Raw genomic sequence first — 13,602 nt, 5'->3', positions numbered from 1 at the left:
CGCTCGACCTGACACAGAGACTCGCCGGCAGGGTCGCGGTCGTCACCGGCGGCGCGAGCGGGATCGGTCTCGCCGCCGCCGGCCGGCTGGCCGCCGAGGGTGCTCGCGTCGTCGTGGGTGACGTGGACCACACCGCGGGCAAGGAGGCGGCCGAGTCGGTCGGGGGCCTCTTCGTCCCCGTCGACGTCGCCGACGAGGCACAGGTGGACGCGCTCTTCGACGCGGCGGCCGACGCGTACGGCGCGGTCGACGTCGCGTTCAACAACGCCGGCATCTCGCCGCCGGAGGACGACCTGATCGAGGTCACCGACCTCGACGCGTGGAAGCGCGTCCAAGACGTGAACCTGACGTCGGTCTTCCTCTCGTGCCGGGCGGCACTGCGTCACATGGTGCCCGCGGGCCGGGGGTCGATCGTCAACACGGCCTCGTTCGTCGCCGTGATGGGGTCGGCCACCTCGCAGATCTCCTACACCGCCTCCAAGGGAGGAGTCCTCGCCCTGTCCCGCGAGCTGGGCGTGCAGTACGCGCGCCAGGGCATCCGGGTCAACGCGCTCTGCCCCGGCCCGGTCAACACGCCGCTGCTGCAGGAGCTGTTCGCCGCCGACCCCGCGCGCGCGGCCCGCCGACTCGTGCACGTGCCCGCAGGCAGGTTCGCCGAGCCGGCGGAGATCGCGGCGGCGGTGGCGTTCCTGGCCAGCGACGACGCGTCCTTCGTCACCGCGACCACGTTCATGGTCGACGGCGGCATCAGCTCGGCCTACGTCACGCCCCTCTGACAGCGCCCTCGTGAGCGAGCCGGGATAAGGTCGCGACGATGAGCACCGCACCGTCCGACGGGGCCGAGGACGGCGGCGTGGAGGACGCGCTGCTGCGCCCCGTGCGCACCGGCAACGCGTTCGAGGACACCGTCTCGCGCCTCCTCCAGACGGTGCGTCTCGGCGTCGTCGCGCCGGGTGACTCGCTGCCGGCGGAGCGCGACCTCGCGTTGCGGCTCGGCGTCAGCCGCGACACGGTCCGCGAGGCGATCCGGTCGTTGACCGACGCCGGCTACCTCGTGCGGCGCCGCGGCCGCTACGGCGGCACGTTCGTCGTCGACGAGCTGCCGCGCGGCACCGGGCGCGAGTCGCCGGCCATCTCCGCGGGCGAGCTCGACGACGTCCTCCGGCTGCGCGAGATCCTCGAGGTCGGTGCCGTACGGATGGCTGCCGGCCGGACCCTCACCTCGGCCGAGCGCGAGGCCTTGTGGTCACGTCTGCAGGACGTGCGCGGCTCGTCGCCCGCGGACTACCGGCGCCTCGACTCGCGGCTGCACCTCACCCTCGCGGAGCTCGCCGGCTCGCCGTCCCTGCTCCCGCTGGTGGCCGACGCCCGGACGCGCGTCAACGTCCTGCTCGACGACATCCCGCTGCTCCCCCGCAACATCGCCCACTCCGACGAACAGCACGAGACCATCGTGATCGCCGTCCTGGCGGGGGACGCGGACCGCGCGGCGGCCGCGATGGACGAGCACCTGGCCGGGTCCGCGGCGTTGTTGCGCGGGTTCTTGAGCTAACCCTCGAGCAGGCCGCGGGAGCGTGGCGACCGTCCGTGCAGCCACCACTCGAACGTCGACGTGACGGCGGGCAGCACCGCGTAGGTCATGATCGGGGTCGCGACGAGGGTCGTCAGCAGGGTGCGGGCGACGATGTGGAGGTCTGGCCACAGGAGGTGCAGCACCGTGCCCAGCAGCAGCGACAGCGGGAAGAAACCGACCCAGATCAGCGTCGCCTGCTTCCATCGGGGCGGTGGTGCCGGCAGCGGCCTGAGGTCCTCGACGTCGTAGTCCTGAGGCGGGTCGAACCAGCCCTCGATGCCCGTGCGGCGCTCCGCGTGCTGGTCCTCGACGATGTCCTTGCCGGCGTCGAGCCACCAGCGGCGCTGCGGAGACGCCTCCCAGTGCGCGAGGCTGTCGGCGTCGGCGAACCGATAGAGCATGTGCCACTCGTCGGACACCACGCTGGGCCGCATCCACCCCGTGCCGAGGAAGCCCTCGAACCGCTCGGCGAGCGCCGAGCCGGCATGCACCCACGCGACGACCTGGTCGACCGTCGACGGGTCGATCCGGCGGGTGATCGCCACGGTCACCGGCGCGCCGGACACGGTCGTCTCTGCTGTCACTTCCCCGAGCGTACGGGCGAAAAAGGCGCCTCCGGCCCACTCGTGACCGGTCTCACCGCGGGGTCGTCCGCGCTCCGGGCACCGAACGTCGGCGTACGGCCGAACGACGCACGCCGCGCCGCCCGTCTCAGGGTGAGCAGCACGGCCGGGCCGATCACCACGATCGCGACGGCGTTCGTGATCGCACGGCCGGTGTCCCACGAGCCGCTCGACGTGAGCAGGGTGAACCAGAAGAAGCGCCCGAGGTTCTCGGCCAGCGACGCGCCGGGGACGAACGCGAGGCCCTGCTCCCCGCTCGTGTCGACCCCGGCGAGGAACGGCCAGAACCACAGGTTGAGCAGCGCCCCGTAGAAGTACGCGGAGAACACGCCGTACGCGGCGAGCATCGCGATCTCCCAGCGCCCGGTGATCCTCCTCGGCAGCAGGCCGGCGCCCATCCCGAGCCACGCCGCGCACATCATCTGGAACGGCAGCCACGGCCCGACGCCCGCGGTCAGCAGGGCCGAGGCGAACAACGACGTGCACCCGAGCAGGAAGCCGAAACCTGGCCCGAAGACCCGTCCGGCGAGGACCAGCAGGAAGAAGACCAGGTCGAGCCCGGCCGTCCCTGCACTCAGCGCTCGCATCCCGCACTGCATCGCCGAGAGGACGCCGAGCATCGCCAGCGCCTTGGCGTCCATCCCACCTTCGGACAGCTCGGCGAGCACGATGAGGAGGAGCAGGGGCAGGAGCAGGACGAAGTACATCGGGCTCTGGGCGTCCTGCTGACCCGACCCCGGCTCGAACAGCAGCGGCCAGCCGAACATCGCGAGGCCGGCGACGGAGACGAGGACGAGCACCGCGGTGGAGCGCGGCCGGAGCGCGACGGCGGTCACGACCGGTCCTCCAACGCCTCGCGCACGTCGCGGAGCGTGAGCCACGGCTGCCCGAGGACCTTCGCGACCTGCGGCGCGAAGGCGGGCGACGTCGCGAGCACCTGCCGTACGTCCCCTGAGGCGATCAGCTCGCCCTGAGCCATCACCGCCGCCCGGTCGGCGACCTCCGCGACGAACTCGACGTCGTGGGTCGCCACCAGCACCGCACCTCCCTCGCGAGCGAGACCGCGCAGCACCTCGGCGAGGGCCGTCTTCGCCGTGTAGTCCAGGCCACGCGTCGGCTCGTCGAGGAGGACCACCTGCGGCGCCGCGGTGAGCTGCACGGCGAGGACGAGCGCGAGCTTCTGGCCCTCGGAGAGGTCGCGCGGGTTCGTGGCCGGGTCGATCGGCCCGGCCAGGCGCGTGAGCAACGCGGCACAGGTGCCTTCGGCGGTGTCCGCCTCGGCGTCGGATGCTGCACACTCGGCGGTGACCGACTCGAGGTAGAGGAGGTCGCTCGCGGTCTGCGGGACGAGGCCGACCCGACGGCGCGCGTCCTTGCGGGAGAGTGTCGCCGGGTCGTCGCCGAGGACGCGGACGTCTCCCCCGTGCCGCTCGCCCGATCCCTGGAGCGCCCAGAGGAGCGTCGACTTGCCCGATCCGTTGCGGCCCATCAGCGCCGTGACCGACCCGGCGGGGAGGTCGAGGTCGACCTTCCGTACGGCGTGCAGCGGGCCGTACCGCACCGCGACCCCGCGAGCAGTCAGCAGCCCTCCGTCCCATCCGCGTTGACGGGACGACGTGGGCGGGGGCGCGTCGGAGAGAGCCTTGCGCAGCGTCGTCGAGGCACGGCGCGCCTCGCGGACGGTCAACGGCAGCGGCTCCCACCCCGCGAACCGGCCGAGGTCCACCAACGGGGGGACGACAGGGCTCGTGGCCAGCACGGACGCCGGGGCCCCCGCGACGACGGAGCCGTCCGTCCCGACGTACGCCACGACGTCGGCGAACGGGACCACCCGCTCGAGCCGGTGCTCGGCGAGGACGACCGTGGTCCCCAGGTCGTGCACCAGCCGGGCCAGCGTCGCGAGCACGTCCTCCGCCGACGTCGGGTCGAGCGCGGACGTCGGCTCGTCGAGCACCAGCACGGGCGGGTGCATCGTGAGGACCGACCCGATCGCGACCCGCTGCTGCTGCCCGCCGGAGAGCGACCGGAGGGAACGCCCCCGCAGGTCGGCGATGCCGAGCAGGTCCAGCGTCTCCTCGACACGCCGCCGCATCGCCTGCGGGTCGACCCCGAGCTGCTCCATCCCGTACGCAAGCTCCTCCTCCACCGTGTCGGTGACGAAGCCGGCGAGCGGGTCCTGTCCGACCCAGCCCACGGTGGCAGCGAGCTCGCGCGGCTGATGGTCCTGCGTCCGGAGCCCGCCGACCGTGACCGTGCCCTCGAGGTGACCACCGGTGAAGTACGGCACGAGCCCGTTGAGCAGCCCGAGGAGGCTCGACTTGCCGGCGCCTGTCGGCCCCGTGACGACGACCAGCTCACCCTCCTCGACGTGCAGGTCGACATCGCGGAGGACCGGCCGGGCCGCGCCGTCGTACGAGAACGTCACGCCCTCGATCGCGATCACGCCGCCACCCCCGCGGCTGCAGGCACGGCCGCCGTCGCATGCAGGGCGGCGTACGGCGAGGTGGGCTCCGGCGTCACCAGGGCAGGCAGCGCGGCGACGACGAGCCCGGCGAGGGTGAGCGCGTCGAGCTCGTACGACCCGAAGAACGCTGCCGCGGCCACGACGCCGCAGCCGGCCGTGAACCACTCCCACCCGTGCCACGGGTCGGGCCGGTAGCGGGTGTGCCCGACCGTGCGCCCCGACAACCAGAACCCGACCCCGGCGACCGCGAAGCCGCTCACCAGCACCGGCGCCGCGAGCAGCCGCGGCGCCGTGAGGTCCGCCGTCGCGTACACGCCGACGCAGACACCCATCAGCCCGACGAGCAGGAGGGCGCCGCTGAGGGTACGGCTGCCGCGGCTCGCGGAGCCCTTGCGTCCGTAGCCGCGCGCGTCCATCGAGGCCGCGAGCCGCATCGACCGCTCGAGAGCGTCCTCCATCACGGGGATCACCACGGCGCGCAGCGCTCGCGTGTTGCGGCCGGTGTCACCGCGCAGGCGGCGCGCTCGCCGTACGCGTCCGATGCTCTCCGCCAGCTGAGGGAAGAGCGTCAGGGCGACCACGACCGCCGCCCCGACCTCGTACAGCGCCGGCGGGAGCGACTTCAGCAGCCGGCGGGGGTTGGCCAGCGAGTTGGCGGCGCCGACGCAGATGATGAGCGCCGCCAGCTGCAGCCCGACCGCGAACGACCGCTGCAGCGACTCCCAGGTCACCGGTCCGAGCAGCCGGATCCCGTCCGCCCACGACGGCAGCGGCACCTGCGGCAGGTCGAGGACCACGGTCCCGGTCGACGCTCCCCCGAGAAGAACGCCGAACAGGACCCGGATCACGACCACCACCGCCCCCAGCCAGAGGTAGAGCCGGAACGACATCGCCCACGGCGCGACCGGCCGCCGCGCCGCGACCATCAGCGCGGCGACGCCGATGACCAGCCCGAGGAGGAGGACGTCGAACGTGCGGCTGGCCGCGACGGCGAGCCCGAGCGCCCACACCCACCAGGCTCCGGGGTGCAGGTCGCGCCGGGCGCGACGCTCGGGCACGGCTCAGGCGTCTTCGCTGCGACGACGCCGCACGAGCGCGAACCCGGCGGCGACGGCGAGCAGGACCGCGACGCCGAGGCCGATCCAGACGATCGAGCCGCCATCCTCAGCGGAATCGGCGTCATCCGCGTCGTCGGCCGTGTCGCTCGCCGCGGCCGTCGGCGGGTTCGCCGGGTCGAAGTCCGGCATCGGGGCCGAGTCGACCGGCTGGTTGAGCTGGTAGCGCCAACCCTCGAAGCCGCCCGGCACTGCCTTGTTGGTGTCGGCACCAGTCTGCGCATAGGTCCAGTCACCGTTCGCCGGGGCGACGTAGTAGGACCAGTAGGCGCCGCCGGGCGGGAACTGCTGGCACTTCTCGACGTAGTCCCGTCCACCGACGTCGAGCGTGTCGTCGGCCGCGGGCTGCCCGTCGATGCGGCACGCCCCCGTCATCCCGCTGGCGGTGACGGGCGTCATCTCGAAGCCGGCGGCCTCCAGGGCCTGCATGCCGGTCATCCCGTCGGAGTCCTCGGCGCAGCCGACCTCGACGTCGCCCCCGAGATCGGTGAAGTCGACGACGACGGTCGTGCCGTCGGCATCGGGGCAGGGACCATCGGCGGCGTGGGCGGGGAGTGCGGTCGCCGTGAGCGGCAGGGCCGCGGCGATGAGTAGGGCGGTGGCGGCAGCGCGCATACGCATGACGCATCCTTCCTGCTGCGACGGGCACAGGCCCGTTTTCCTCGGCAGCGTCAGGAGGTGGCTCCAGGTCACGGTTCGGACCCGGAGTGGCAGCAGGTGCTCCGGCTCGCCTCGGATGAGGCCTACGGTTGCGGGTCAGCGCCGGACTTCGACCGGCTTCCCCTGATGCCGCCCTCAGGGTAGCCCACCCCGTGGGGGCCTGCCGCCGCCGTCGGTCTGCGCGATGATGCTGCCGTGTTCGAAGGCTTCCAGACCAGTGTCGTCCACCTCGACGACAGCGAGGTCTTCGTACGCCACGGCGGCTCCGGGCCTGCGGTCGTCCTCCTGCACGGGCATCCGCGGACGTCCTCCACCTGGCACTGGGTGGCGCCAGGTCTGGTCGAGCGCGGGTTCACCGTCGTCTGTCCGGACCTCCGTGGGTACGGTCGTTCCCGCGGACCCGCGCCGACTCCCGACCACGCCGCTCACTCCAAGCGCGCGATGGCCGCCGACATCCTGGGAGCAGTGCGGCGGCTCGGGATCGAGCGTTTCCACCTCGCGGGGCACGACCGTGGCAGCTACGTCGCGTTCCGGCTGGCGATGGACGATCCGGGGGTGGTGGACCGGCTCGCCCTGCTGGACTGCATCCCGATCAGCGAGCACCTGCGACGGATCACGCCCGGCTTCGCGACGCGGTGGTTCCACTGGTTCTTCTTCGCCCAGCCCGAGACGCCCGAGCGAGTCATCAACGCCGACCCCGACAGCTGGTACGCGGGAGGACCTGAGGAGCTCGGCGACGAGAACTATGCGGAGTTCCGCGCGGCGACCCGCGACCCGGACGTGGTCCGGGCGATGCTCGAGGACTATCGAGCAGGTCTGACCGTCGACCGCCGTGACGAGGAGGAGGACCGCGACGCGGGTCGGCGCCTCCGTCCCCCGCTGCTCGTCGCGTGGTCCGCCGGTGAGGACCTCGACGACCTGGGCGGCGACCCGGTGGAGGTCTGGAAGACCTGGGCCGACGACGTCCGGGGCGGCGCGGTCATCGACTCGTCCCACCACATGGCCGAGGAGGCGCCCGAGCAGCTGGTCGACGTGCTGGCGGCGTTCTTCGGCGCCGAAGGGTGATCGAGCGGTACCCCGAGCCACGTCGGCTCTGGCGGCTGCTCCCGCGGCTCCGGTAGAACTCCTTCATGTCGCTGGTCCGCCCTCGCACGTCCGCCCTGCTCGCGATGGCCGCGGCGGTGTGGATCCTCGTCGACGTCGTCCGGGTCTGGGCGCCGTCGCTGATCACGATCTTCGGTCAGGCCGCCACCACACCTCCCGAGCTCATGGGGGCGTACGCGCTCGGATGCGTGGTGGTCGCGGTGGTCGTCGTCAGGCTCACCGCGCGGCGCGCAGCGGGGGTCACCCTCGTGGCCGCGCTCGCCGTCGCGGTCGTCGCCCGGGCCGGTCTCCAGCTGGGCGACGGCGGCCGCGCTCAGCTGGTCCTCGCCTCGGTGGGACTCGTCGCCTCCCTCGTGTGGCTCGCGCTCGCGGTCGCGCGGTACGGCGACGTGGCCGTGGTCGGCACCGTGACCGGCCTGGCGATCTCGGTCACGACCCATGCGGCGCTCGGCACGTGGGGTGCGGTCTGGCGGGGCGACGCCTGGGGATGGGCACTGCTCGTCGTGCAGGTGGCGCTGACCTGCCTCGGCACGTACGGCGCTCGCAACCGTGAGCCGTCGCCCCCCGCCGGGCGTCGGTTCGCCTGGTTGCTGATGCCCGGTGTGCTGCTCGCGGGGATCGTCGTCGCCGACGCCGGCCGAGCGAGCGCGGTCGCCGGCACGGTCGGGCTGGCGGTGCTCGCGGCGGCGGGGGTGCTGGCCGTGGCCCTCGCCGGCACCCGCCCTTCCCCGGCGGCGACATGGGTCGCGGCAGCGGCGCTGGTCGCCTCCGTGGCGCTCGTCCTCCTCGTCACCGTCGAGCGGCATGGCGTCCCGGCCACAAGTCCACCGTGGGTGGTCGTCGCGTACGCCGTCGGGCTGCCGGCGCTCGCGACGCTCTGGGCCGCGTCGTCCCAGGGCACGCCGGCGTCGCCGTCGGCGGTCGGGTGGGGCGCGCTGGTCTGGGTCGTGCTGTTGTTCATCTACTACGCCGGCTACGACCTCGGCTATCGCGCCGATCTGGTGGTGGTCGCCACGGCGGCAGCGGTCGGTGTCGCCGCGGCGACGACCAGCGCCTCGCGCGCCCCGGACGCCCGCGACCGGCGACCGCGCACTCCGGTCCTCGTCCTCGCCGCCGTGGCCTCCGTGCTGGCCGCGGCGCTCGGCCCGGCGGTCACCGTGCGTCCGCTGGAGGGCGGCGGTCCGACCGACGGTGCGCCCGGTGCCGCACGTGTCACGGCGTACAACCTGCGCATGGGGTACGGCATGGACGGGACCTTCCGTCCGGACCGCGTCGCCGAGGTGCTGAAGGAGGCCGACGTGGCACTCCTCAGCGAGGTCGACCGTGGCTGGTACCTCAACGGCGGCCAGGACCAGCTGGCGATCCTCGCCAGGCTCCTCGACCGGGACAGCGTCTTCGCCCCCGCCGCCGACCCGGTGTGGGGCGACGCCGTGCTCAGCCGCTTCCCGATCGACGAGGCCGTAGGCACGCCGCTGCCGTCGTACGGTGCGGTCACCGGCGCCCAGGCGCTCTCGGTCCGGCTCGACGTCTCCGGCGTGCCGACGTGGTTCGTCTCCACGCACCTCCAACCTCACGACGGCGACGAGGGTGTCCGTGAGCAGACCGGCGATCTGGCCGACGCTCTCCGGGACCGTCTGGACGACGGCTTCTCGCTGGTCCTCGGCGGCGATCTCAACACCCAGCCCGGCAGCGCCGCGTACGAGATGCTCCTCGACGTCGGCCTCGTAGACGGGCTCGGCGGCGCCGGGCCGACCTCGCCGGCAGACCGACCGACCGCGCGGATCGACCATCTCCTCGTCACCGGGGACCTGACAGCCACCGACCCCGCCGTGGGGACGAGCCAGGCGTCCGACCACCGCCCCGTCCTCGTGACCGTCTCACCGTCGGACACCATCGGCACACCGGGCGTACGGTGACCGGATGAGCGCTCGAGGAGTCCTGCGCGGAGCGGTGGTCGGCGCCCTCGCATCGGTGCCCGCGTCGTACGTCACAGCGGTGACGGAACCCGGCCTACAACGGGCCGCCGAGCGGCTGCTCCCGCCTGAGCCGTGGCAGAAGCGGCTGGTCGGTGCAGACCCCGCGGGGCGACCCGAGAACATGCCCCCGGCTGTGGTCGCCGCGGAGGTCGACGAGCTGCGGGGTGGCCCGGGCCTCGATACCGACGAGAAGATCCGGGCCAGCCGGACGATCCACTACGCGTTCGGCGCTGCGACGGGCACGGCGTACGGAGCGGCCGCGGCGTCGCTGCCATGGGTCGCCCGCGGCGGAGGGGCTCCGGCTGGGCTCGCGCTCTACGCGCTGACCCACGGCACCGCGCTCCCGGTGCTCGAGATCCAGGAGCCCCCGTGGGACCTCCCGCGCTCCGCGGTCCTCTGGGAGGCCGCGAGCCATGTCGTGTTCGGGCTGACGTTGGAGGTCTCCCGCCGGGTGGTCGACCGCCTCCTGCCCTAGCGGCAGGGCGGCGGCGCCAGGGCAAGCCGGGTCAGCGCACCAGGCTCCACTGCACGACGGCCCGCCGCGGCGTCCACGCGAGCGAGTCTGCGGGGAGGACCTCCTCGACGCCGATCCGCACGAGCTCGCCGTCGTGCGCCCGGAAGAGCTCGAGCAGCGCCGCCTCCTCATCGAGGGACGCCGCCTGGACGACCAGCCGACCCCCGGGGCGTACGGCACTTCGCACCGCGTCGAGGATCGGGGCGTCGGCGGCCCCACCGCCGACGAACACCGCGTCGGGGGCGTCGAGACCGTCGAGCGCGGCAGGTGCCGCGCCCTCGACGATCCGCAGCTCAGGAACGCCGAGATCGGCCGCGCTCTCCTTGACCGCGACGGCCACGTCAGCCCCGACCACGACCACCGCGGCGGCGAGGGGCTCGCTGCGCAGCCACTCGATCGCGACCGAGGCGGCACCGGCACCCAGCGCCCACAGGAGGTCACCACCCGCAGGAGCCAGGCGCGACAGGGCCGCAGCACGCGCATCGCGGCCGATCGGGGCGATCTCCGATCCGAACGCGGCCTCGGGAAGCCCCGGCACGCTCGACATCGCAGAACGGCGCGACCCGTCCGCGACGCACTCCAGGCAGATGACGTTGACCTCCGCCGAGACCCGGTCGCGCCACGCGGCGGCCGTGGCCTCGGTACGGGACTCCGCGAGGCCCCCCAGGTCGCTGAGGACGGTCATGGCGGTCTCGCCGTACCCCTGCGTGACGAGCAGCGCCGCGACCGACGCGGGGGTGCCGCCGTCCGACGACAGCACGATGAGCTTGCGGCCCGGGGCGAGGTGCGGGAGCAGGCGGCGGACGTCGCGCCCGTGCAGCGACACCAGCGAGGTCTCGTCGAACGACCACCGCATCCGCGCCCGGGCGAGAGACTCCGACGAGACGGTCGGGATCACGTCGACGTCGTCGGCGCCGACGAGGTTCACCAGTGGGGTCGCGATGCCCGCGACGAGCGGGTCTCCGGCGGCCAGGACCACGATGCGCTTGCCGTCGTGCTCCTCCAGCAGACCCGGGAGCGCCTCCTCGACCGGCCACGGCCACTCGACCCTGGCCTGCCACCACGACCAGGGGACGGAGTCGAGATGCCTCTTGTCGCCCATGACGACCTCGGCCTCCCGGACGAGGCGCCGCGACTCCATCGCGAGCCCGTCCCAGCCGTCCGCACCGATGCCTACGACCGTGATCCGCTGCATGGACGCAGACGCTATCCGTCATCGGGGTCCTGACCCAAGCCCGCCCCGCGCATCGGGGAGGATCGGCAGCCACGGCGTCCCGGAATGTCCGCGATGCGGCGGATCAGGAGGCACCTGCCGACCCGCGCCTACGATCGTGGCCCTGGGAGGCGCCGCCGGCGCCACCCCCTCGCAGCGCCGAGAGGATGGTCTGGCCGATGGCACGCGACGCAGGTTTCCGGACGACCCTTCCCGTCTCCGGTCGCCGTGTCCTCGTGGTCGGCGGAGGGTCCACCGCGCTCGGCCGGATCGCGGCGCTGCGCGACGCGGGCGCCGAGATCACGGTGATCGCCCCCGAGGTCGTCCAGTCCGTCCAGGACCTCGCCGAGCGAGGGCTGCTGCGCTGGGACTCCCGGGCGTACGACACCGCGGACGTCTCCGATCACGACCTCGTCGTCCCCGCCACGGGCGATCCGGGTCTCGACGCACGGGTCGCCGGGGACGCACGGGCTTTCGGCCGGTGGTGCACCATCCCCGACGCGGTGCCCGGGCCCGGCTCCGACACTGGCTCCGACACCGACGCGGCGCGGCCCCGAGCAGGAGGCGGGTCCGTGACCCTCGTCGGCGGTGGCCCGGGCGATCCAGGGCTTATCACGGTCGCCGGCCTGGAGGCGGTCCGCACCGCCGACGTCGTCGTGACCGACCGCCTCGCCCCTTTGGGGGTGCTCCACGGCCTGGACGTCGAGGTGATCGACGTCGGCAAGATCCCTCGGGGTCGCTCAACCCCGCAGGAGGCGATCAACCGGATCCTCGTCGAGCACGCCCGGGCCGGTCGGCGCGTGGTGCGCCTCAAGGGCGGTGACAGCTTCGTCTTCGGGCGTGGAGGCGAGGAGATGGAGGCGTGCACGGCGGCCGGCATCCCCGTCGTCGTCGTGCCGGGGGTGACGTCGGCCATCGCGGGGCCGGCGCTGGCCGGGATCCCGGTGACCCACCGCGGCCTCACCCAGGGGTTCACGGTGGTCTCGGGCCACGTGCCTCCCGGTGATCCCCGCTCGACGGTCGACTGGGGAGCACTCGCGCGCACCGGGACCGACATCGTCCTGCTCATGGCGGTCGCGACCCTTCCCGCGATCACGCAGACGTTCGTCGCCGAAGGGCTGGACCCGGCGACGCCGGCGGTCACGATCGCCGACGCCGCGCTCCCGACCCAGCGCGTCGTCCGAGGCGACGTCGCCACCATCGCCTCGCGGGTGGCCGAGGCCGGCATCGGCGCACCGGCGGTCACGATCGTCGGACGCGTCGCGGGCTTCGCTCCCTCCGTTTGACCTCCTCGCCGGCGGGGTATCGGGTCTGCGACGAAGGGAGCAGCGTGTGCGCGTGGTGGTGACAGGGGCAAGTGGCAACGTCGGCAGTGCGCTGCTCAGAGAGCTGGGCAGCCGGGGGCACGACATCGTTGCGGTCGCGCGCCGGGTTCCCGAGGCCACCGAGACCGAGCAGGGCTCGATCGAGTGGCACGCCGCGGACGTCGCCGACGACCGCCTCGACGCCGTGCTCGAGGGGTGCGACGCGTTCGTCCATCTGGCGTGGATGTTCCAGCCGACCCACGATCCCGACACGACGTGGGAGGCGAACGCCGTCGGGACTCGGCGGGTCCTCCAGAGCGCCGCACGGAGCCGGGTCCCGGTCGTGGTGGTCGCCTCGTCGGTCGGCACGTACTCGCCCGCCGTCGACGACCACCCGGTCGACGAGGGGTGGCCGACCGACGGCCCCTCGCCTGCGGCGTACTGCCGGGAGAAGGCCTATGTCGAGCGGCTGCTGGACGCGTTCGAGGCTCAGCGGCCCGACGTCCGGGTCGTACGGATGCGCCCGGCGTTCGTCTTCCAGCGCTCGGCAGGGTCCGAGCAGCGACGCATCTTCGGCGCTCCCGCACTCCGCCCCTGGATGCTCGAGCGCCGCATCCTGCCCGTCGTCCCGATCCCTCGCGGGCTCCGGCTGCAGGCGGTCCACGCGGGCGACCTTGCGCGGGCGTACGCGGAGGCGGTCGAGCGGCCGGTCCACGGCGCCTTCAACATCGCGGCCGCCGATGTCCTGGGCCAGGACGAGCTGGGACGGATCCTCGACGCACGGACGTTCGAGGTCCCGGCGCGCCTCACTCGGGCGGTCGTCGAAGGAGCGTGGCGAGCCCGGCTCGTCGGCGCTCCGGGCGACCTCTTCGACGCCCTGCTGCGCCTCCCGGTGATGTCGACGGCACGGGCCCGGGCCGAGCTCGGCTGGGAGCCGCAGCACAGCGCGGCGGACGCGCTCTCGGCCATGGTGGTCGGTGCTCGCGAGGGCGCGGGATCCGGGCTGCCACCGCTGCAGCCCGACTCCCGCTTCCCCTGAGCCGTCGTCAGGACCTA

At 73.6% G+C, this 13,602-nt stretch carries 13 protein-coding genes and 1 riboswitch; of the genes, 7 read left to right on the top strand and 6 right to left on the bottom strand.

Going from position 1 to position 13,602, the window contains the following annotated elements; translation table 11 throughout:
* Positions 1 to 8 precede the first annotated feature (8 nt).
* Both KV097_RS00660 and KV097_RS00655 read left to right on the top strand, forming a co-directional pair.
* Positions 9 to 776 (top strand): 3-oxoacyl-ACP reductase, encoded by a 768-nt coding sequence (locus KV097_RS00660; RefSeq protein ID WP_308289296.1) that lies wholly within the window; start codon positions 9 to 11, stop codon positions 774 to 776.
* Between the two features lie 38 nt (positions 777 to 814).
* Positions 815 to 1,552 carry a FadR/GntR family transcriptional regulator gene (locus tag KV097_RS00655; RefSeq protein WP_220342290.1) on the top strand — a complete coding sequence of 246 codons (738 nt, stop codon included), beginning with the start codon at positions 815 to 817 and terminating at the stop codon, positions 1,550 to 1,552.
* Here KV097_RS00655 and KV097_RS00650 read toward each other — a convergent pair.
* The 5 genes from KV097_RS00650 to KV097_RS00630 are packed head-to-tail and all read right to left on the bottom strand — an operon-like array spanning position 1,549 to position 6,396.
* Positions 1,549 to 2,157: an antibiotic biosynthesis monooxygenase gene (locus tag KV097_RS00650; RefSeq protein ID WP_308289285.1), complete on the bottom strand. Its 609-nt coding sequence runs from the start codon at positions 2,155 to 2,157 to the stop codon at positions 1,549 to 1,551. The genes KV097_RS00655 and KV097_RS00650 overlap by 4 nt on opposite strands.
* The gene (locus KV097_RS00645) at positions 2,154 to 3,032 is read right to left on the bottom strand and encodes an ECF transporter S component (RefSeq protein ID WP_301022896.1); all 879 of its coding nucleotides are present in this window, start codon (positions 3,030 to 3,032) and stop codon (positions 2,154 to 2,156) included. Before KV097_RS00645 ends, KV097_RS00650 begins: the two co-directional genes overlap by 4 nt.
* Positions 3,029 to 4,639, bottom strand: a complete 1,611-nt coding sequence (locus KV097_RS00640) for an ABC transporter ATP-binding protein (protein ID WP_220364807.1) — start codon at positions 4,637 to 4,639, stop codon at positions 3,029 to 3,031. The genes KV097_RS00645 and KV097_RS00640 overlap by 4 nt, the downstream gene beginning before the upstream one ends.
* Positions 4,636 to 5,718, bottom strand: a complete 1,083-nt coding sequence (locus tag KV097_RS00635; RefSeq protein WP_220364806.1) for an energy-coupling factor transporter transmembrane component T — start codon at positions 5,716 to 5,718, stop codon at positions 4,636 to 4,638. The genes KV097_RS00640 and KV097_RS00635 overlap by 4 nt, the downstream gene beginning before the upstream one ends.
* 3 nt (positions 5,719 to 5,721) lie before the next feature.
* A complete protein-coding gene (locus tag KV097_RS00630; RefSeq protein ID WP_220364805.1) occupies positions 5,722 to 6,396 on the bottom strand; it encodes a hypothetical protein in 675 nt (224 codons plus the stop codon).
* A 73-nt stretch (positions 6,397 to 6,469) separates the two neighbouring features.
* Positions 6,470 to 6,584: riboswitch (cobalamin riboswitch) on the bottom strand.
* 46 nt (positions 6,585 to 6,630) lie between these two features.
* On the opposite strand from KV097_RS00630, the gene KV097_RS00625 reads away from it, so the two are divergent.
* The 3 genes from KV097_RS00625 to KV097_RS00615 all read left to right on the top strand — a co-directional run bounded on the left by KV097_RS00625 (position 6,631) and on the right by KV097_RS00615 (position 9,990).
* Positions 6,631 to 7,500 (top strand): alpha/beta fold hydrolase, encoded by an 870-nt coding sequence (locus KV097_RS00625; RefSeq protein WP_220364804.1) that lies wholly within the window; start codon positions 6,631 to 6,633, stop codon positions 7,498 to 7,500.
* 65 nt (positions 7,501 to 7,565) lie between these two features.
* Positions 7,566 to 9,455, top strand: coding sequence for an endonuclease/exonuclease/phosphatase family protein (locus KV097_RS00620; protein ID WP_220364803.1), 1,890 nt, complete (start codon positions 7,566 to 7,568; stop codon positions 9,453 to 9,455).
* Positions 9,456 to 9,459: 4 nt separating this feature from the next.
* Positions 9,460 to 9,990 (top strand): DUF1440 domain-containing protein, encoded by a 531-nt coding sequence (locus KV097_RS00615; protein WP_220364802.1) that lies wholly within the window; start codon positions 9,460 to 9,462, stop codon positions 9,988 to 9,990.
* A gap of 31 nt (positions 9,991 to 10,021) precedes the next feature.
* On the opposite strand, the gene cbiE is transcribed toward KV097_RS00615, so the two are convergent.
* Positions 10,022 to 11,224, bottom strand: coding sequence for a precorrin-6y C5,15-methyltransferase (decarboxylating) subunit CbiE (gene cbiE / locus KV097_RS00610; protein ID WP_220364801.1), 1,203 nt, complete (start codon positions 11,222 to 11,224; stop codon positions 10,022 to 10,024).
* A gap of 197 nt (positions 11,225 to 11,421) precedes the next feature.
* On the opposite strand from cbiE, the gene cobA reads away from it, so the two are divergent.
* The gene (gene cobA, locus KV097_RS00605) at positions 11,422 to 12,528 is read left to right on the top strand and encodes a uroporphyrinogen-III C-methyltransferase (RefSeq protein WP_220364800.1); all 1,107 of its coding nucleotides are present in this window, start codon (positions 11,422 to 11,424) and stop codon (positions 12,526 to 12,528) included.
* A 52-nt stretch (positions 12,529 to 12,580) separates the two neighbouring features.
* Positions 12,581 to 13,585, top strand: a complete 1,005-nt coding sequence (locus KV097_RS00600) for an NAD-dependent epimerase/dehydratase family protein (RefSeq protein ID WP_308289284.1) — start codon at positions 12,581 to 12,583, stop codon at positions 13,583 to 13,585.
* The last annotated feature ends 17 nt before the right edge of the window (positions 13,586 to 13,602 follow it).

It is taken from the genome of Mumia sp. zg.B17, from assembly GCF_019550915.1.
GTDB lineage: Bacteria > Actinomycetota > Actinomycetes > Propionibacteriales > Nocardioidaceae > Mumia.
Note: the sequence above shows the minus strand (reverse complement) of the source record. Positions and strands in the feature narration are given on the sequence as shown.

Coding starts and splice junctions, on each gene's coding strand:
- KV097_RS00655 (WP_220342290.1), top strand. CDS start 815: ATGAGCACCGCACCGTCCGACGGGGCCGAGGACGGCGGCGTGGAGGAC.
- KV097_RS00630 (WP_220364805.1), bottom strand. CDS start 6,396: ATGCGTATGCGCGCTGCCGCCACCGCCCTACTCATCGCCGCGGCCCTG.
- KV097_RS00620 (WP_220364803.1), top strand. CDS start 7,566: ATGTCGCTGGTCCGCCCTCGCACGTCCGCCCTGCTCGCGATGGCCGCG.
- KV097_RS00615 (WP_220364802.1), top strand. CDS start 9,460: ATGAGCGCTCGAGGAGTCCTGCGCGGAGCGGTGGTCGGCGCCCTCGCA.
- cbiE (WP_220364801.1), bottom strand. CDS start 11,224: ATGCAGCGGATCACGGTCGTAGGCATCGGTGCGGACGGCTGGGACGGG.
- cobA (WP_220364800.1), top strand. CDS start 11,422: ATGGCACGCGACGCAGGTTTCCGGACGACCCTTCCCGTCTCCGGTCGC.